The sequence below is a fragment of the Streptomyces sp. NPDC057136 genome, assembly GCF_042670885.1.
In the GTDB taxonomy this organism is placed as follows: Bacteria; Actinomycetota; Actinomycetes; order Streptomycetales; family Streptomycetaceae; genus Streptomyces.
This window is the reverse complement of record NZ_JBHUUV010000013.1, coordinates 139847-157792: the sequence shown is the minus strand read 5'-3', so window position 1 is coordinate 157792 and position 17946 is coordinate 139847. Positions and strand designations below refer to the sequence as shown.

Below are 17946 nucleotides of genomic sequence, written 5' to 3'. Positions count from 1 at the left end.
CTTGTATGCCCCCCTCGTTCCATCTGCTGGCGGACGCCCCGGCCCAACTCCTGCCGGCCCGGGAACTCATGGCCTTCACTCTGGCATCCCACATCATCCTGGTGCCCCTGGGCGTGGCCTTCCCGTTCATCACCCTGGTCATGCACTACCGCGGGCTGCGCCGCAAGGACGCCGCGGCGCTGCTCCTGGCGCGGCGCTGGTCGGCCGTCATGGCGGTGCAGTTCGCGCTCGGCATCGTCACCGGCACGGTGCTCTCCTTCGAGTTCGGCCTGCTGTGGCCCGGCCTGATGGGCAGGTGGGGTGATGTCTTCGGCATCGGATTCGGTGTCGAGGCCTGGGCGTTCTTCCTCGAGGCAGTACTCATCGCCATCTATCTGTACGGATGGCGGCGGCTGAAGCCCCGTACGCACTTCCTGCTCGCCCTGCCGCTCCCGGCTGCCGCACTGCTCGGGGCATTCGGCATTCTGGCGGCCAACTCCTGGATGAACACGCCACAGGGCTTCTCTCTCGACTCCCATGGCAATCCGGTCGACGTGAACGTCTGGAAGGCGATCTTCACGCCGATGTTCGGGCCGCAGTACTGGCACTTCGTCGTGGCGATGATCATCACCGCGGGCTTCATGGTGGCCGGTGTCTACGCCGTGGGCTGGCTGCGCGGCCGCCGGGACCACTACCACCGGCTCGGCTTCGCCGTTCCGTTCACCATCGCCGCCCTGGCCACTCCGGTGCAGTTCGTCCTGGGCGACTCCATCGCCCGGTCGGTGTTCCACAAGCAGCCGGTGAAGTTCGCCGCGATGGAGATCGTCTGGAAGACGGACACCCGGGTACCGGAGTACATCTTCGGGCGCCTGCAGGAGGACGGGACCATCTCGGGCGGCATCAAGATCCCGCTGCTCGACTCCGTCCTGGCCGGATTCAGTCCGGACACGAAGGTGGTGGGACTGACCTCCGTCCCGGCGGACCAGCGTCCTACAGCCACTCAGGCGACCATCGCCCACTGGGCCTTCGACATCATGGTCCTGATCGGGTCCGCCCTTGTACTGCTCGCCCTCTGGTACGGACTGATCTGGCTACGGCACCGCCGGCTGCCCGCCTCGCCGTGGTTCTACCGCTCCGCCGCGTGTGCGGGCGTCGCCTCCGTCGTGGCCGTCGAGTGCGGCTGGATCGCCACCGAGGTGGGACGCCAGCCATGGATCGTCTACCAGAACATGCGGGTCGCCGAGGCAGTGACCTCGACCCGCTCCACCAGCCTGTGGATCATGCTCGGCGTGGTGATGGTGGTGTACGTGTTCCTCTTCGGCTCGTTCGTCGTCGTCCTGCTCAAGATGCGGACGCGTTGGCGGCTCGCCGACGAGCAGCGGGCCGCGGGAGGTACGGCCCACGCGCCGGAGGCGGACACCCCCTACGGGCCGCGGGAACCCCTCCCCGCGGGTGACGCCCACGCCGGCGGCGGAGCCGCCCGACCCGAGGACGGCCGACCATGACCGCCGACCTCATCGCCGTGGTGCTGCTCCTCGCCGTGGCCGCGTACGCCTGCGCGGGCGGCACGGACTACGGCGCAGGCTTCTGGGATCTGACGGCCGGGGGGACGGAACGCGGCCGGCGTCCCCGGTGGCTCATCGACCACGCCATGGCTCCCGTATGGGAGGTCAACAACGTCTGGCTGATCTTCGTTCTCGTCATCATGTGGACCGGCTTCCCCACCGTGTTCCAGACGGTGTTCTCCGCGATGTGGCTCCCGCTGGCGCTGGCGGCCATGGGCCTGGTCCTGCGCGGCGCCGGTTTCGCGTTCCGCAAGCCCTCCCGGCGGCTCGTCGACCGACGGCTGTACGGTGCCGTGTTCGCCGTGGCATCGGTCGTCACGCCGTTCTTCCTCGGTGCCACCGTCGGCGGGGTCGCGTCGGGACGGGTGGCGCCCGGTACCGAGGCCTCGGCGGATGCCTGGTCCAACCCCACCGCCCTCATGTTCGGGCTGGTCGCCATCGCGACCACGGCCTTCCTCGGCGCGGTGTTCCTCACGGGGGACGCCCGCCGGTTCGACGCCCCCGATCTGGTCGGCTACTTCAGGCGGCGGGCGCTGAGCAGTCTCGCCGTGGTCACCGCTCTGGCGGTGATCACCGGGTTCGTCACCCATGAGGACTCCCCCCACGTGTGGCACGGGCTCACCCACGGCCTGGGGCTGCTCTTCGTCGTCGTGGCCGGGGTGGCCACACTCGCGACAGCCCTGCTGCTCCTGCGGACGCCGGGCACGTGGGTGCGCGTCACGGCGGTCGGAGTCGTCGCGTCCGCCGTCATCGCCTGGGGCATGGCCCAGCGCCCCTACCTCGTCCCCACCTCGCTGACGGTGGCCGAGGCCGCGGGCGCACCCGCCACGCTGACGTGGCTTGCGGTCGTCACCTTGGTGGCCCTGGTGCTCGTCGTGCCGGCCGTCGTCCTCCTGTACTGGCTGGACACCCACGGTGAGCTGGAAGAACTCACCGACGCCGAGCTCCGAGGAGGAAGCGGCACGGACGGTGACGGTGCGGCGAGCGGCGGCTGATCGCCCCGGCCCACGCCGAAATCCCCCCTCGCGCCCGGACTCCGACGAAGGAAGCCGCTGTGACCGACGACGAGATCCTCCTCGGACTCGCCCTGACGGTGGTGCTCGCCACGGGCTCGCAGATCCTGGCGAACAAGCTGCGCGTCCCGGCCCTGATCATCCTGCTGCCGGCCGGGTTCGCCGCCGGTGCGGCGACGGACGTCATTCACCCGGACAAGCTGGTGGGGCCGGACTTCTCGGCCCTGGTGTCGCTGTCCGTCGCGTTGATCCTCTACGACGCCGGTCTGGGGCTCGACCTGCGCAAGCTCGCCCGCCACACCCGAGGGATCGTGGGGAGGCTGCTGCTGTACGGCGTGCTGCTCACCGTCCTGGTCACAGCCGCGGTGTCGCCGGCGATGTTCGACATGCCGCTGCGCGTGGCCGCGATGCTCGGCGTGATCCTCGTCGTCTCGGGGCCCACCGTCGTGGGTCCGCTGCTCGACTTCGTGCGGCCGAGCGACAAGGTGCGACGCATCCTGATCTGGGAGGGGACGCTGACCGACCCGATCGGCGGCATCCTCGGCGCGCTCACCTTCCACGCCATCGCCTCAACGCACAAGGTCGACATCGGCCGCGGATACCAGCTGGGGCAGTTCGCCCTCAGCCTGGCCGTCGGCCTGGTCGGCGGGGCCGTGGGAACCGCGCTGCTGTGGCTCACTCTGCGCACCCTGCGGCTCGGCGAGACCCTGGGCACGCTGGTTCAACTCGCCACCGTGATCGCCGTATCGGCGGGCTGCGACATCGTGCGGGACGACACGGGGCTCATCGCCGCGATCGTCACGGGACTGGCCGTCGCCAACGTCCGCGGCTTCGACATGCCCGCGCGTCGTCCCTTCTTCGAGACCCTGGTTCAGCTCGTCATCGGGCTGCTGTTCATCTCCATCTCCTCCACCGTCACCCCTGCATCCCTGGTACCGGTACTCCTTCCCGCGCTCGCCCTCATCGCGATCCTCGTCCTGGTGGTCCGGCCGGTCGTGGCCTTCGCCGCTTCCGCGCGCACGGATCTCTCCCGAGGGGAGCGTGCCTTCGTCGGGTGGATGGACCCACGCGGCATCGTCGCGGCGGCCACGGCGTCGGCATTCTCCGCCGGCCTGGTCGACCGGGGGGTGAGCGGGGCCGCCAGGATCCTTCCGGTCACGTTCCTGGTGATCGTGGGAACCGTTCTGCTGTACGCGCTGACGGCGGCACCGGTGGCCCGACGGCTGGGCGTCGTCAAGACGGAGGGCACGCGCGTTCTCCTGGTGGGCGGCGAGCCGTGGGTGGTCGACCTGGGAAGTGCCCTGCGGTCCGCCGGCCTCGAAATCCTGATGTGGGCGGGCCTCGACGAGGAGCGGGAACGGATCAAGGAGGCAGGGATCGACCTGGCCAAGGGCGATCTGCTGGCCACGGCCATCAACCCCGGGGCGCGGCTGGAGGGAGTGACGGCCGTGTTCCTGGCCACCGAAGACGACGACTTCAACGCGCTCGCCGCGGTCGTGATGCAGGACAACGTAGAGGGGCCCGTCTACCGGGTCGGGCCACCGCACGACAGTCATGGAGTGGTCGCTCCCTACACCGGCGGCGACATCCTCTTCGGCCGTTCCCTCGTCCGTCACGTCCTGACGGACCGTTACGAGCAGGGCGCCCGATACGTGGTGCAGCCCGCCTCCGCCCCGCTGCCACCGGAGTACGACATTCTCTTCGTGGTGCGGGCCAACCACCGGCTGTACCCGGTCACCGAGAGGCAGCAGATCGTCCCGCAGGAGGGAGACACCGTCGTCCTCCTCGGTTCCGTCCCCTCGAACGCCGGACAGTGAACCTCGCACCCGGGCTCCGTGCGACTACGTCCCGCCCCTGCTCGCCCCATTGAGCCTCGCGTCCAGGGTGATCGCCGCGTCGATCAGGGCCAAGTGCGTGAAAGCCTGTGGGAAATTGCCCAGCTGTCGCCCCGTCAGGCCGATCTCCTCGGAGTACAGGCCCAGGTGATTGGCGTAGGTGAGCATCTTCTCCAGCACCAGCCTGGCCAGGTCGGTGCGTCCGGCCCGTGCCAGGGCGTCGACGTACATGAACGTACACAGGGAGAAGGTTCCCTCGGAGCCGCGCAGCCCGTCGGGTGACGCCTCGGGGTTGTAGCGGTAGACCAGGCTGTCGCTGACCAGCTCGCGCTCCATCGCGTCCAGCGTGGACTTCCACATCGGATCGTCCGGCATGATGAAGCCGACCGTCGGCATACGCAGCAGCGACGAGTCGAGCACATCGTCGCCGTAATGCTGCACGAAGGCCTGCTTCTTCGGGTCCCATCCACGGCTGAGTACCTGCCGGTAGATCGCGTCACGCGCTTCCACCCAGCGGCCGCGGGCCGCGGGGCGGCCGTCGTCGTAGGCGATCCGGATGGCACGGTCGAAGGCCACCCAGGACATCACGCGGCCGTAGGTGAAGTCCTTCCGGCCGCCACGGGTCTCCCACAGGCCTTCTCCTGGCTGGTCCCAGTGGTCGACCAGCCAGTCGAGAAGGGTGTGCAGCGCGGTCCAGCCCTTGTTGTCGAGGTGTATGCCGTGCTGGTGCGCGAAGTAGATGCTGTCGAGCGCCTCACCGTAGATGTCCAGTTGCAGCTGGCTCGCCGCTCCGTTGCCGATGCGGACCGGGGCGGAGCCGCGGTACCCCTCCCAATGGTCCAGGGTCTCCTCGACCAGGTCGGAGGAGCCGTCGACGCGGTACATGATGTTCAGTGGCCCGGTGCCGTCCCCTTGACCGGCCTCTTCCTTCACGCGGTCGTGCAGCCAGCTGATGAACTCCGTCGCCTCTTCCTTGAACCCCAGGCCCAGCAAGGCGTACACGGAGAACGACGCATCACGGATCCAGGTGAACCGGTAGTCCCAGTTACGCTCTCCACCCAGCTGCTCGGGCAGAGCCGTCGTGGGGGCGGCGACCAGGGCGCCGGTCGGCGCGTAGGTCATGAGCTTCAGCGTCACGGCCGAACGCTCCACCGCTTCCCGCCAACGGCCCGAATAGGTGGACTGGCCCAGCCACGAGCGCCAGAAGTGGACCGTCTCGTCGAAGAGTTGCTCGAACTCCGCCACTCGGACCTCGTGCGGCGGCCCGCCGGGGGAGGACTCCATGACCATGCCGCGCTGCTGCCCCGCTTGCAGAGTCAGGGAGAAGCGCAAGTCTTTGTCACCCGAGAGGATGTTCAGCAGCCGCTCGTCCTGCGGCTCACGGACGGCGTGGACAGCGAGGTCCATGTCCTGCGAAGTGAACAGGGCCCCGTGCTCCGTGAAGTGCAGCTCGTGCGGCTTACGGCCGTAGTCGAAGCGCGGAGCGATCTCCCCTTCGAACGTCATGCTGCCGCGGACACAGCGCAGCATGCGGACCAGACGGTGCCGGTCCGTCGCCGTCTTGCCGGTCACCGGCATGAAGTCGACGACCTCGCCCGCCCCGGCCTCGGTCATGAAACGCGTCACCAGAACGGCGGTGTCCGGGTGGTAGAGCTGCTTCGTGGTGTACGTCTCCGCGGCCGGCCTGACGGTGAAGTGGCCGCCCTTCCGCCGGTCGAGCAGAGCGCCGAAAATGCTGGGCGAGTCGAAGCGCGGACAACAGAACCAGTCGATCGTCGCATCCGTGGTCACGAGAGCCGCGGTCTGCAGATCACCGATCAGACCGTGGTTCTCGATCAGGGAGTAATCATCCATCTTGAGCCCCTCTCGGCCCCGATCATCAAGCCTAGGTCAACGAGGTCGCACCGTCCTGGCGAGGAGTAACGCGGGGTGGCGGCGGGGGCCCTGCCGCTGCGCCGCTCCGCGAACGGCCCTACCGTGAGGTGACAGCGGTCCCGCTGAGCGAGCCCGCGGTCCCGTGTGCCTCATGAGCACCGGACTCCTGGGTTAAGGGGGCGTGACGTGGGTGTCCTGACGTCCTGGGCGACCAGATTCAGGTTGTGGCAATACGTCAAGGCAAGCCTGTGGATCGTGCCGATGTTCGGTCTCGTCCTCGGCATCCTTCTCGCTGAGCTCGCCCTCACCGCCGACGGCGCGGACTGGCCGCCGAGCGGCTGGCACTACTCCGCGACGACCGCGAGCGACGTGCTCACCGCCATCGTGGGGGCGATGGTGGCGTTGCTCGGATTCGTCGTCACGATCGGCGTACTCGTCGTGCAGCAGGCGACAGGAACCCTGTCCCCTCGCTATATGCGCCTGTGGTACCGGGACCGGCTGCAGAAAGCAGTGCTGGCGACCTTCACCGGGACGTTCGCGTTCGCGTTCTCCTTGCTGCGCAGCATCGAGTCCGGCTCCGTCCCCGATCTCGGGGTCACCCTGGCCGGCGCGGCGGTGGCCATCAGCCTCGTACTCCTGCTCATCTACCTCAACAGGTTCACCCACAGTCTCAGACCGGTGGCCATCGCCGAGTTGGTCGCACGCATGGGAGAGGACGTCTTCACGACCGGGGCCGCGGCGATCCGGGGCGCGTCGCCGCGCGGAGACGGAACCGTGCCGTCCGACGGTCCGGTGATGCGCATTCGTACCGGACGCGGTGGAGCCATCCAGGCGTTCAATGTCACCGGGCTGGTCGCGGAGGCGGCGCGCCACGACTGCGTCTTCGTCGTGACCCGGCTGATCGGAGACTTCGTCACGCCCGGCACCGTCCTCGTCGAGGTCCACGGGGGCACGTCGAAACCGGACCCGGACCGGGTGACCGGGCTCGTCGCCCTCGGGGCCGAGCGCACCATCGAACAGGACCCCGCCTTCGCTCTGAGGGTCCTGGTCGACATCGCCATCAGGGCTCTCTCCCCCGCGGTGAACGACCCCACGACCGCGGTGCAGGTGGTCAATTACATCGAGTCGTTCCTGCACACGGTCGGCAGCACGCGCCTCCCCGGTCGTTACGTTCTGGCCGATCGCCACGGGCACGCCCGGCTCCAGCTACCGGGGCGTGACTGGGAGAACTACCTTCAGCTCGCCGTCTGCGAGATCCGCGACTACGGAAGTTCGTCGGTGCAGATCTGCCGAAGGCTGCGCGCCATGCTCGATGGCCTGCTCGACGCCCTGCCGCCACCCCAGCACACCTCTGTGCGATCAGAAATGAGCCTGCTGCAGGAGTCGGTCGAGCGGGAGTTCACCGACCCGGCCCGCCGGGCCATTGCGCAACAGGCCGACCACCAGGGCATCGGCGGGCAGTACCCCTCGTAGCCGCAACGAGTGTCCGGACACCGCGAACCCGAGCCTGTGCCGCCAGGCGCAGTTGTGTTCCAAGCAAGGTCTGTACAGCGTCAGGGCGGGCATCTACCAGGTCCGGGGCCTCGACCTTTCGAACATGACGCTGGTCGAGGGCGAGCGCGGTGTCATCGTCATCGACCCGCTGATTTCCCGGCCTGATCTACACCCACTCGCACGCGGACCACGTCGGCTGGCTCCTGCCAAGAGGGCCAACGGGGTCACCCGGGCCGGGACGCCGGGCGGTTTCTTCCGGGACCCCGGCCGAGTCAACCCAGAGCATGCGTCGGAAATCTCCGACGTGACGGCTGGCGGGAGCAGTCGAGGGGCGAGTGTCGGTGTCCGGTGTCACGCTTGGGCCAAAACAGGATGCGCGAAAGGGAACGCCCATGATCACCACTGACTTCGTCTCCGGCTCCCCCTGCTGGATCGACCTCGGTTCTCCCGACGTCCGTGCCGCCGCGGCCTTCTACGGCGCCGTACTCGGGTGGGACTACGAGTCCATGGGTGAGGGTGAGGACATGGAAGGGGGCATGTTCCGGAAGGACGGAAAGACCGTCGCCGGGCTGGGCAAGCTCACCGAGGAGAACGCACGCTCGGCCTGGATGATCTACTACAGCGTCACCGATGCGGACGCCACGACCCAGGCCGTCGAGCGCGCCGGCGGCACGGTGCGCGTGGCGACGAGGGACCTCGACGAGTGGGGCCGGATGGCGCAGTACAGCGACCCGTTGGGGGGCCAGTTCGCCGTGTGGCAGCCGGGAACGAACAAGGGTGTCGAGCTGGTGGACGAGCCGGGCTCGCTCTCCTGGGCGGAGCTGTACACGAGCGATACAGCGGCGGCCAAGAGCTTCTACGGTGATGTCTTCGGCTGGCGGTTCAGCGACATGGAGCTGCCGGGCGGCGGGGGCACGTACTCCCTCATCACCCCCGCCGGACTTCCCGAGGAGCGCATGCACGGCGGCCTCATGGAGCTGCCCGAGGAGAGCCTCACACTGGCGAACGGGCGGCCGTACTGGCACCCGGTCTTCGCCGTCGCCGACTGCGACGCCGCGGTCGCCAAGGTCACCGAGAACGGTGGCAGCGTGCAGATGGGGCCGGACGATGCCGAGGGCGTCGGCCGGCTGGCCGTCTGCCTCGACCCGTCGAACGCGGACTTCGTGCTGCTGACCCCGGCCCGGAGCTGAGCCCCTGCATGCCGGGCGTCTGCACCTCCCCTGCCCGCGGCACCTTGCTGCTCGCCCAGCAGAGTTCGTCCTGACGGGTCGAGGCTGTGCGTCTCAGCCGGTGAAAGAGCCGTGGCGGCCGGCGCCGCCCGAAAACCGGTCGGCGCCTGCCCGGGTCTCCCCCGCGGTGAGCGGAACGAGGCCGTGCCGGTACTCGGCGGCCAGGGCTTCCCGCTCACCCAGACCGTGCTGTTCCCGTACGGAGAGCCGGTCGTGCCGCAAGCACAACTGCGGGAACCCTGCGATCTCGTGGGCGAGTCGCTCCGCCGCCTGGCGGGCTTCCCCAGGCGGCACGAGGCGGTTGACGAGGCCGATCTCGTACGCCTCGACGGCGGTCACGGGGCGGCCGGTGAGGATCAGGTCCATCGCGCGGCTCTCTCCGATCAGGCGCGGCAGCCGCACCGTACCGCCGTCTATCAGCGGCACGCCCCAGCGGCGGCAGAACACGCCGAACGTCGCGTCCTCCTCGGCCACCCTCAGATCGCACCAAAGGGCCAGTTCGAGTCCGCCCGCAACGGCGTGGCCGCTGACCGCGGCGATCACCGGTTTGGTCAGGCACATTCGCGTGGGGCCCATCGGCCCGTCGCCCTCGGCCACCACCTGGTTGCCGCGGTCGGTGCCGATGGCCTTGAGGTCCGCGCCCGCACAGAACGTACCGCCCTCGCCCCACAACACGGCGACGGACGCATCCTCATCCTCCTCGAACGCACGGAAGGCATCGGAAAGTTGGGCTGCCGTCGGACCATCGACCGCATTGCGGGCCCCGGGACGGCTCAGGATGACCGTACGGACAGGGCCATCGCGTTCGATCCGGACGGCAGACGGGTCGACGGGTGTGGTCCCTGATGTTTCAGCGGTCGTGGCCACAGCGGAACTCCATGGGTCCGGTGGTGCTGTCGGATGCGTGGGAGGTGCGAACGACCACTCTGCAGCAAGTACGGAGGCGGCACGAGAGGAGGCGCACACGCGGAGCCTCTCCGGTTCCCGGGGACCGCTGCAGGCATGCGATGCGCGGCGGATCAGGCCCGGCCCGCGGCCTTCTGGCTCCTGCGGGACAGCGAGTCGACGACCACGGCGGCCAGCAGGACCGCTCCCGTGATCATGAACTGGATGGCGTTGCTGACGCCCATGATGTTCATGCCGGACTGGATGGACCCGATCACCAGGGCGCCGAGCAGCGCGGACCAGACCGAGCCGCGCCCGCCGAACAGGCTCGTGCCGCCGATGACGGCCGCGGCGATGACGTTCATCAGCAGGTTTCCGCCGCCCGAGGTCTGGCTCGCGGACTGGATCTGCCCCGCCAGAAAGATGCCGCCGACCCCGGCCATGGCCCCGGCGATCGAGAAGACGGTCATCCGGATCAACGGCACGCTGATACCGGCACGGCGCGCACCCTCGATATTGCCGCCGACGGCGAAGATCTGCCGGCCGTACGTCGTTCGGCGCAGTACGAAGTCCACGACGACGAGCAGGATCAGGAAGATCAGAAGTGCCAGCGGAAGACCCTGGTACTGGTTGAGGATGTAGGCGGTGACGAAGGCGATGGCCGCGAGGACCACCGTGCGCAGCACGATCTCGGCGATCGGCCGGAACGGCACCCCGGCGACCCGGCGGCGTGCCGCGTCCAGGAGGGACGAGGCGAGGAACAGCCCGACTCCCGCGGCCGCTGTCACGTAACTGGCTGCCGGGCTGCTGAAGATGGTCGAGTAGAGCTTGGCGACGATGCTCTCGCTGGGGATGTTGACCGTGCCGCTGGCGCCCAGGACCTGCAGCATCAGTCCGTTCCAGGCGAGGTTGCCCGCCAGGGTGACCACGAAGGCCGGCACACCGACCCGGGCGAAGAAGAAGCCCTGGATGAGTCCGACGGCTGCTCCGCCCCCGATGGCGAGCAGAAGCGCCAGCCACTCGTTCATGCCGTTCAGGACGTTGAGCACCGCGAAGATGGCGGCGCACAGGCCGCTGACGGAACCGACGGAGAGGTCGATCTCGCCGAGCAGCAGGACGAAGACGATACCGACGGCGATCATGCCGGTGCCGACGATCTGCTGGCTGAGGTCGGAGAGATTCTGCGCCGAGAGGAACGTGCTGTTCAGGCTGCCGAACACCGTCCAGATGATGATCACGGCGAGGACGACGGGAAGCGAACCCAGCTCACCGCTGCGCAGCTTGCGCCGGAACTCCCCGAGGTATCCCTTGATGCCTTCCTCGCGGACGAGCAGTCGGGTGTCGACGGCGGGCATGGCGTCGCGCGCGGGTTCCTGCGCACCGGAATCGTCGGGGCCTCTTTCGCGCCTCATTGCTCCTCCTCCCGCTTGCGGGCCTGGCGGCGGGTGACGGCGCTGTCGCTGGCACCGGTGATGGCGGAGATGATCTCCTCGGTGGTCGTGCTCCGCCTGTCGAAGAAGCCGTTGTTCCGGCCGAGGCGCATGACGGCGATCCGGTCGGCCACCGCCATCACGTCCACCATGTTGTGGCTGATCAGGATCGTTCCGAGGCCGCGCTCGCGGAGCCGCTCGACCAGGTCGAGGACTTGGGCGGTCTGCTCCACGCCGAGGGCGGCCGTGGGTTCGTCCAGAATGACGACCTTCGGTTCGCCGATCAGTGAGCGGGCGATCGCCACCGTCTGGCGCTGGCCGCCGGAGAGGGAGGCGACGGGGATACGGACGCTGGGGATGCGGATGGACAGCGTGTCGAGCAGTTCGCGCGCACGCTTGTCCATGCGGACCTCGTCGAGCACACCGAACCGGGTGATCTCGCGGCCGAGGAACAGATTGCCGACCACATCGAGGTTGTCGCACAGCGCCAGGTCCTGGTAGACGGTGGCGATGCCGAGGTTCTGGGCGTCGTGGGGCCGGTTGACGCTGACCCGGCGCCCCTCCCATTCGATGACGCCCTCGTCCGGCGGGTTCACCCCGGCGATGGCCTTGACCGCGGTGGACTTACCGGCCCCGTTGTCGCCGACGAGGGCGACGACCTCGCCGGGATGAACGTCCAGGTCGAACTCCGAGAGCGCCTGGACCGCACCGAACCGTTTGGAGATGCCACGCAGTGTGAGCACAGGTTCTTCCGGCAACGGAACCGCCTCCTCCGCTCGCCCGCTCGCGCGGGCCGCGCCTTTCCCCCGCCGCCATGAGCCGCTTCGCGGCTACTGGAGTCCGGCCTCCTTGCAGGCGTCGGCGTACGCGGGAGTGCAGATCTCCTTGACGGTGTACAGGCCGTCCTTGACGACGGTGTCCTTGATGTTGTCCTTGTTGACCACGACCGGTGTCAGCAGCGTGGACGGAACCTTCTCGCCGCTGCCGCTGGTGACGGTGGTGGGGGTCAGGGAGGCGGGGATCTCCTTGCCCTCGGCAAGGTTGACGGCCATCGTGGCGGCTACGTCGGCCTCCGGCTTGTACGGCTTCTCGATCGTGATCGTCTGCGTGCCGAGGAGGATCCGCTGGATGGCGTCGAGCTGGGCGTCCTGGCCGGTCAGCGGCACATTGATGCCGGAGGCCTTGAGAGCGGTGGCGATGCCCGCGGCCAGTCCGTCGTTGGCGGAGTAGACGCCGACGATGTTGTTCTTGCCCAGTGCGCTGATGGCGCCCGACATCTGCTGGTTGGCGTTGTTCGGGTCCCAGTTCGGGGTGTCGTACTCCTTGCCGATCTTCACCTTGCCGTCGAGGACGGAGTGCGCGCCCGCCTTGAACTCGGCGGCGTTCGGGTCGGTCGGCGAACCGTTGTGCATGACGATCTCGCCGCTCTCGGCCTTGTCACCCAGCGCGTCCAGCAGGGCCTTGCCCTGCAGCTCGCCGACCTTGTGGTTGTCGTACGAGACGTAGGCGTCGACGGGACCCTGCGCGAGGCGGTCGTACGCCACGACCTTCACACCGGCGTCACGCGCCTTCTGCACGGAGGACTGGATCGACTTGGCGTCCACGGCATCCAGGATGAGCACCTGATCGCCCTTGGCCAGGGCGGTGTTGACCTGCTGCTGCTGGGTGGTGGCGCTCTCGGCCGCGTTGTAGTAATCGATCTGGGCGTCGGGCGCCAGTTCCTTGATCTTGTCCTCGATGTACGGGCGGTCGAACTTCTCGTACCGCGTGGTCTTGCTCTCCGGCAGCAACAGCCCGATCTTCACCTCGTCCTGTGCCGCGGAATTCCCGCCCGGCACCGCCGCTCCGGTGGTCGCTACTGCGCCCAGGGACAGGGCCGCCGCTCCGGCCAGGGCTATCGCGCCCCGCAATGTACGGGTCATGGGAGGCTCCTTTCGCACGACGCCTCCCCTTCGCCCGGGTAACGCGGCAACGAGGACGCGCATACGGCCTTTCGGCCTACATATCGACATTAGCGGCAATGCCCGCACCGGCAAGCGGGTGACGCCGGGCGCACCGCATGGTGACGAACCCGTCACGGTGCGCGACTCCGGGACCGTCGCAGAGGCGCCTGCGGACAGTGCGCCCACGGAGGCGCTGCCCGCCACGACTCCTTCGACGCTCACGGCGACCGCGGTGGCGGCCGAAGCCGCCGTGCCGGAGTTACGGACGGCGGCCCGGACCGTGACGCCGTCCGTCTGGGACGGGTCGGCGAGGGTCCAGGTCAGGTCGGTCGGGGTGAGATCGAGGTTGGGCGCCGCGGTGCCGACGACCTGGAGTTCGGCAACCTGGGGGCGACACGCGGCCGACACCCTGGCGGGCTTCCTCAGAGCGCTCCCTCGCGAGGCGCCCAACGACGCGCCCACCAATCCGAACCGGGGCGCCCCCCTCTCCACCCTCACGCACGAGTCCGGCCTGCGCTGCAAGGCCCTGGCCGACAGCACCGCCTCCCCTCGCGTCGAGGGCATCTGGCACGACGCCGTCGCGGCACCCGAGTGTGCGGGTCCGCCGATGTGGCTGCACGGGGACCTCCACCCCGCGAACATCGTCGTCTCGGCAGGGACACTCTCGGGCGTGATCGACTTCGGTGAACTCTGCGCAGGTGATCCCGCAACGGATCTCGCGGCGGCCCGGGTTGCTGCTCCCCTCCGGGCGCGGCCACGCGCTTCCTCGACACATACGAGGGCGCCGACGAGGCGACGATCCGGCGCGCACGCGGATGGGCCGTCCTGCACGCAATCAGGTTCGGCTGAGGGCTCGCTCAGGGCTGGGACACCCGAGGCTCACCAACATGCTGCTCACACTTGCTTGAAACTGGCTGCAATCGAGCAGATATTGACATCGCGGGACCGGTGCGACACCGTACTGAACAGGCAGCCGGCCCGTACGAAGAGTGCCGCTCACCGCTTCCGTGGAGAAGACCCGTGCCCCTCACCCCGACCGACGCCATCACCGGCTCCGCATACACCCAGCAGTCCGGTGTCGGCGCCTTCAACGTCGTACAGATCGAGCACGCCGAGGCCATCGTCGCCGGGGCGGAGCGCGCCGGCCTGCCTGTCGTCCTCCAGATCAGCGAGAACACGGCCCTCTACCACGGCTCCCTCGCCCCCATCGGCCTCGCGTCCCTCTCGCTCGCCAGGGCGGCGAGCGTTCCCGTGGCGGTGCACCTCGACCACGCGGAATCGCCGGAGCTGGTGCACGAGGCGGTCGAACTCGGCTTCACCTCCGTCATGTTCGACGCCTCCAAGCTCCCGTACGGGCAGAACCTCGCCGCCACCCGGGAGATCACGGACCACTGCCACGGCGCGGACGTCTGGGTCGAGGCCGAGCTGGGCGAGGTCGGGGGCAAGGACGGCGCCCACGCCCCCGGGGTGCGTACCGATCCCGACGAGGCGCGCGCGTTCGTGGACGCGACGGGCGTCGACGCCCTCGCCGTCGCGGTGGGCAGCTCGCACGCCATGCTCACCCGGGACGCCGTGCTCGATTTCGCGCTCATCGAGCGGCTTCGGGCAGTTGTCGGCGTTCCGTTGGTCCTGCACGGTTCGTCGGGCGTCGGCGACACGGACCTGGCGAAGGCGGTGGCTGCGGGCATGACGAAGGTGAACATATCCACCCACCTGAACAAGATCTTCACCCGGACCGTGCGCGAGCAGCTGGCCGCGGCGCCGGAGGTCGCGGACCCGCGGAAGTACCTCGGCCCGGCCCGCCGGGCCGTGGAGTCGGAAGTGGCCAGGCTGCTGGGCGTTCTCGCGGGCGTCTGACGGCGTCGGCCCGTCAGGAGAAGGTCTCGATGTACTCCTCCGACGGGCCGAGTTCGCGGCTGTCCCGCAGTTCCACGCGCTCGCCGAAGTGTTCCAGGCCGAGCAGGGTGAGGGTGTTCTCGCCCACGACGGCGAGCGGCGCGGGGAGGTAGAGCGCGGACTGGGGCCGATGTTGGCTCCCGAGCCTGCACGCCAAATACAAGGAGACCGCCCGAGATACAAGGAGACCGCCCGAGGCGGCCTCGCCGTCAACGTCATCGAGAACTGAACACCGGACTACCGCACCGAGGTGAGGTAGGAGATGACCATGTCCCCCAGCATCGTCCGATAGTGCTCGCGGTTGGCCGCATCGGTGAGGTCGCGGCCGAAGAGTGTGCGGAACGTGTGCCGGTTGGAGATCCGGAAGAAGCAGAACGAGCTGATCATCGCGTGCAGGTCGACGGCGTCCACGTCGGCTGTGAAGACTCCCTGCTCGCGACCGGTTTCGAGAATGCGGCCGATGACGTCGATCGCGGGGGAGCTGAGGGAGCTCAGACTCGGCGAGGCGGCGATGTGCTCCGCCTCGTGGATGTTCTCGATGCTGACCAGGCGGATGAAGTCCGGGTGGGCCTCGTGGTGGTCGAAGGTGAGCTCGGCCAGTCGGCGGATCGCGGAGACCGGGTCGAGATGCTCCACGTCGAGCTGCTGCTCCTCGTGCCGGATGACCGTGTAGGACCGCTCCAGTACGGCGGTGAAGAGCTGCTCCTTGCTGCCGAAGTAGTAGTAGATCATCCGCTTCGTGGTCCGCATCCGGGCGGCGATCTCGTCCACCCGCGCCCCCGCGAAGCCCAGCCTCGCGAACTCCTCCGTGGCCACGTCGAGGATCTCCGCCCGGGTCCGGGCCGCGTCCCGGGTGCGCTTGACCGGCTGGGACGACGGGGGGACGGCGGCGGGCATGCGGCTCCTCAGGGCGGACTGTCCGGCACCGGACAGTCTAGCCGCGGCCCGCCTCGGCCCGGGGTGGGCCTTCGCGGCAGGTCGGAGTGGGTCGCGAGGGGTCACACGGCATGCTGGTGGGCGTGCTGGGCGGCCAGGCGTACGGCCGCGTTCTGGGCGCCGTATCCCCGGTAGCCGCCGGTGCGTTGCACCAGTTCGAAGAAGACCCGCCCGACCGTGGCGGTGTAGCAGTGGAAGAACTCCCCGCTCTCGTCGCGGTCGTAGAGGATGCCCAACTCCGCAAGTGTGGCCAGGATGTGCGGATCGAGCTCGTAGCGGGCGTCCAGGTCGTCGTAATAGTTCACGGGAATGGGCAGCAGCCCCGCACCCCGTGCCCGGACGCGGCGGGCGGTGGCGATGATGTCGTCCGTCGCCAGCGCGATGTGCTGCAGGCGGGCGTCGTCGTCGCCCGGCGCCGGGGCGACGTTGAGGGCGATGCGTACGCCTCCGTCCGCGGTCGCGACGGCCCGGCTGCGGCGCAGCCCGTAGGTGTCGGCCAGATCGAGGCTGTCGTCGGCCTCCAGTCCGAGGACGCCCCGGTAGAACAGCGAGGCCTCATCGAACTGGTGCCAGGGCTGGGTCAGCGCGATGTGGTCGATCCGCCCGATACCGGCCGGCTCCGCCGCCTCGTGCTGCGGTACGCCGGTGAAGTCGCCGGTCCAGCTGGGGAGGTCGCTCCGGTCGGTGCGGCAGAAGAAGAGTTCCGTGCCATCGGGTGCGGCGACCGCGTCCAGCGGTGCGTCTCCCCGGGCCCGGCGGCGCGGCACGACGGGCGCGAGCATCGCCTCCGCTCGCTGCGCGGCCCGGTCCGGGTCGGAGGTCTCCACGCCGATGGCGGCCAGCGCGGGCCCCTGGCGACGGTCGCCCGCTCCTGTGTTCAGCAGGATGCGGGCCTCGCCCTGCTCCCACAGCTCGACCGGCTTGGAGGTGTGCCGTCCCGTGCGGCCGAAGCCGAGGGCTCCCAGCACACCGCGCAGCGGTTCGGGGTCGGCCGCGGTCAGTTCGGCGAAGGCGAAGCCGGACGGGACGGCCGGGGCGGGCGGCGCGGACAGGCCGGCCGACTCCTCCAGGAGGAGCAGTGAGCGCAGCGCGTCGACCGCCGTCGATGCCGCTCCGGCCTGGCGGAAGACGTCGTTGAACACTTCGAGCGACAGCGGCCCCGTGTATCCGGCCCGTACGGCAGCCGCCACCAGACCTGCGACGTCGAAGCCGCCCTGCCCGGGGAAGCAGCGGTAGTGCCGGCTCCACTGGAGGACGTCCATCGCCATCAGCGGTGCGTCCGCGAGCTGGAGGAAGAAGATCTTCTCTCCCGGGATGTCCGCGATGCCCTTGGGGTCGGAGCCCCGGGAGAGGATGTGGAAGCTGTCGAGGCAGGTGCCGAGGGCCGGATGGCCGGCGAGTTCGACGATGCGCCATGCGTGGTCGTACGTGCTGACGTGCCGGCCCCACGCCAGCGCCTCGTAGGCGATCCGAATGCCGTGCCGCTCGGCCCGTTCGGCGAGCAGACGCAGGTGTTCGGCGGCGAGCACGTCGTCGTCCACCGCCTCGGGCGCGACGCTGGAGCAGACGAGGAGCAGGTCCGCGCCGAGTCGTTCCATGACATCGAACTTGCGCTCCGCGCGCCTCAGATTCCGGGCGAGCCGGTCGCCGGGGACGGCCTCGAAGTCGCGGAACGGCTGGTAGAGATCGATGCTCAGGCCCAGGTCGGCGCAGCGCAGCCGTATCTCCTCGGGGCTGAGCGGGCCGGCCAGCAGATCGTTCTCGAAGATCTCCACGCCGTCGAATCCGGCGGTGGCGATGGCAGTGAGCTTCTCGGAGAGCGAGCCGCTGAGCGAGACGGTGGCGATGGACTTGCGCATGATGTCC

The 17946-nt window shown here is 69.2% G+C and carries 13 protein-coding genes and 3 pseudogenes; 8 read left to right on the top strand and 8 right to left on the bottom strand.

Annotated features, from left to right (window positions below):
* The first annotated feature begins 5 nt into the window (after positions 1-5).
* The 3 genes from ACFT7S_RS18435 to ACFT7S_RS18425 are packed head-to-tail and all read left to right on the top strand — an operon-like array spanning position 6 to position 4374.
* Positions 6-1484 carry a cytochrome ubiquinol oxidase subunit I gene (locus tag ACFT7S_RS18435; RefSeq protein WP_382732829.1) on the top strand — a complete coding sequence of 493 codons (1479 nt, stop codon included), beginning with the start codon at positions 6-8 and terminating at the stop codon, positions 1482-1484.
* Complete coding sequence (locus ACFT7S_RS18430) at positions 1481-2539, top strand: cytochrome d ubiquinol oxidase subunit II (RefSeq protein WP_382732827.1); 1059 nt, start codon at positions 1481-1483, stop codon at positions 2537-2539. Before ACFT7S_RS18435 ends, ACFT7S_RS18430 begins: the two co-directional genes overlap by 4 nt.
* 59 nt (positions 2540-2598) lie before the next feature.
* A complete protein-coding gene (locus ACFT7S_RS18425; protein ID WP_382732824.1) occupies positions 2599-4374 on the top strand; it encodes a cation:proton antiporter in 1776 nt (591 codons plus the stop codon).
* A gap of 24 nt (positions 4375-4398) precedes the next feature.
* Here the strand turns inward: ACFT7S_RS18425 and ACFT7S_RS18420 are convergent, their stop codons facing one another.
* Positions 4399-6246, bottom strand: coding sequence for a glycoside hydrolase family 15 protein (locus ACFT7S_RS18420; protein WP_382732821.1), 1848 nt, complete (start codon positions 6244-6246; stop codon positions 4399-4401).
* 207 nt (positions 6247-6453) lie between these two features.
* Between ACFT7S_RS18420 and ACFT7S_RS18415 the strand changes: the two genes are divergently transcribed.
* The 3 genes and pseudogenes from ACFT7S_RS18415 (at position 6454) to ACFT7S_RS18405 (ending at position 8951) form a co-directional block, all read left to right on the top strand.
* Entirely contained in the window at positions 6454-7740 is a 1287-nt protein-coding gene (locus tag ACFT7S_RS18415) for a DUF2254 domain-containing protein (RefSeq protein WP_382732818.1), read from the top strand.
* A gap of 7 nt (positions 7741-7747) precedes the next feature.
* Positions 7748-7976 (top strand): annotated as a pseudogene (locus tag ACFT7S_RS18410) (alkyl/aryl-sulfatase); the annotation flags it as partial.
* Between the two features lie 177 nt (positions 7977-8153).
* On the top strand, positions 8154-8951 hold the full coding sequence (locus tag ACFT7S_RS18405) for a VOC family protein (protein WP_382732816.1): 798 nt from the start codon (positions 8154-8156) through the stop codon (positions 8949-8951).
* A gap of 93 nt (positions 8952-9044) precedes the next feature.
* Here ACFT7S_RS18405 and ACFT7S_RS18400 read toward each other — a convergent pair whose 3' ends face one another.
* From ACFT7S_RS18400 to ACFT7S_RS18380, 5 genes and pseudogenes are all read right to left on the bottom strand, one after another.
* A complete protein-coding gene (locus ACFT7S_RS18400; protein WP_382732813.1) occupies positions 9045-9857 on the bottom strand; it encodes a crotonase/enoyl-CoA hydratase family protein in 813 nt (270 codons plus the stop codon).
* A 152-nt stretch (positions 9858-10009) separates the two neighbouring features.
* Entirely contained in the window at positions 10010-11287 is a 1278-nt protein-coding gene (locus tag ACFT7S_RS18395; protein WP_382732811.1) for a sugar ABC transporter permease, read from the bottom strand.
* A complete protein-coding gene (locus ACFT7S_RS18390; RefSeq protein WP_382732809.1) occupies positions 11284-12063 on the bottom strand; it encodes an ATP-binding cassette domain-containing protein in 780 nt (259 codons plus the stop codon). Before ACFT7S_RS18390 ends, ACFT7S_RS18395 begins: the two co-directional genes overlap by 4 nt.
* A 72-nt stretch (positions 12064-12135) precedes the next feature.
* Positions 12136-13227, bottom strand: coding sequence for a substrate-binding domain-containing protein (locus ACFT7S_RS18385; protein WP_382732871.1), 1092 nt, complete (start codon positions 13225-13227; stop codon positions 12136-12138).
* A 168-nt stretch (positions 13228-13395) separates the two neighbouring features.
* Positions 13396-13656: pseudogene (locus tag ACFT7S_RS18380) on the bottom strand (CARDB domain-containing protein); the annotation flags it as partial.
* On the opposite strand from ACFT7S_RS18380, the pseudogene ACFT7S_RS18375 reads away from it, so the two are divergent.
* Together ACFT7S_RS18375 and ACFT7S_RS18370 are read left to right on the top strand one after the other, a co-directional pair.
* Positions 13583-13945: pseudogene (locus tag ACFT7S_RS18375) on the top strand (phosphotransferase); the annotation flags it as partial. The pseudogenes ACFT7S_RS18380 and ACFT7S_RS18375 sit on opposite strands and share 74 nt — an antisense overlap.
* Positions 13946-14268: 323 nt before the next feature.
* Positions 14269-15105, top strand: coding sequence for a ketose-bisphosphate aldolase (locus ACFT7S_RS18370; RefSeq protein WP_382732807.1), 837 nt, complete (start codon positions 14269-14271; stop codon positions 15103-15105).
* A gap of 276 nt (positions 15106-15381) precedes the next feature.
* On the opposite strand, the gene ACFT7S_RS18365 is transcribed toward ACFT7S_RS18370, so the two are convergent.
* The gene (locus ACFT7S_RS18365; RefSeq protein WP_382732805.1) at positions 15382-16041 is read right to left on the bottom strand and encodes a TetR/AcrR family transcriptional regulator; all 660 of its coding nucleotides are present in this window, start codon (positions 16039-16041) and stop codon (positions 15382-15384) included.
* A gap of 101 nt (positions 16042-16142) precedes the next feature.
* A complete protein-coding gene (locus ACFT7S_RS18360; protein WP_382732803.1) occupies positions 16143-17939 on the bottom strand; it encodes a bifunctional sugar phosphate isomerase/epimerase/4-hydroxyphenylpyruvate dioxygenase family protein in 1797 nt (598 codons plus the stop codon).
* Positions 17940-17946: the final 7 nt, after the last annotated feature.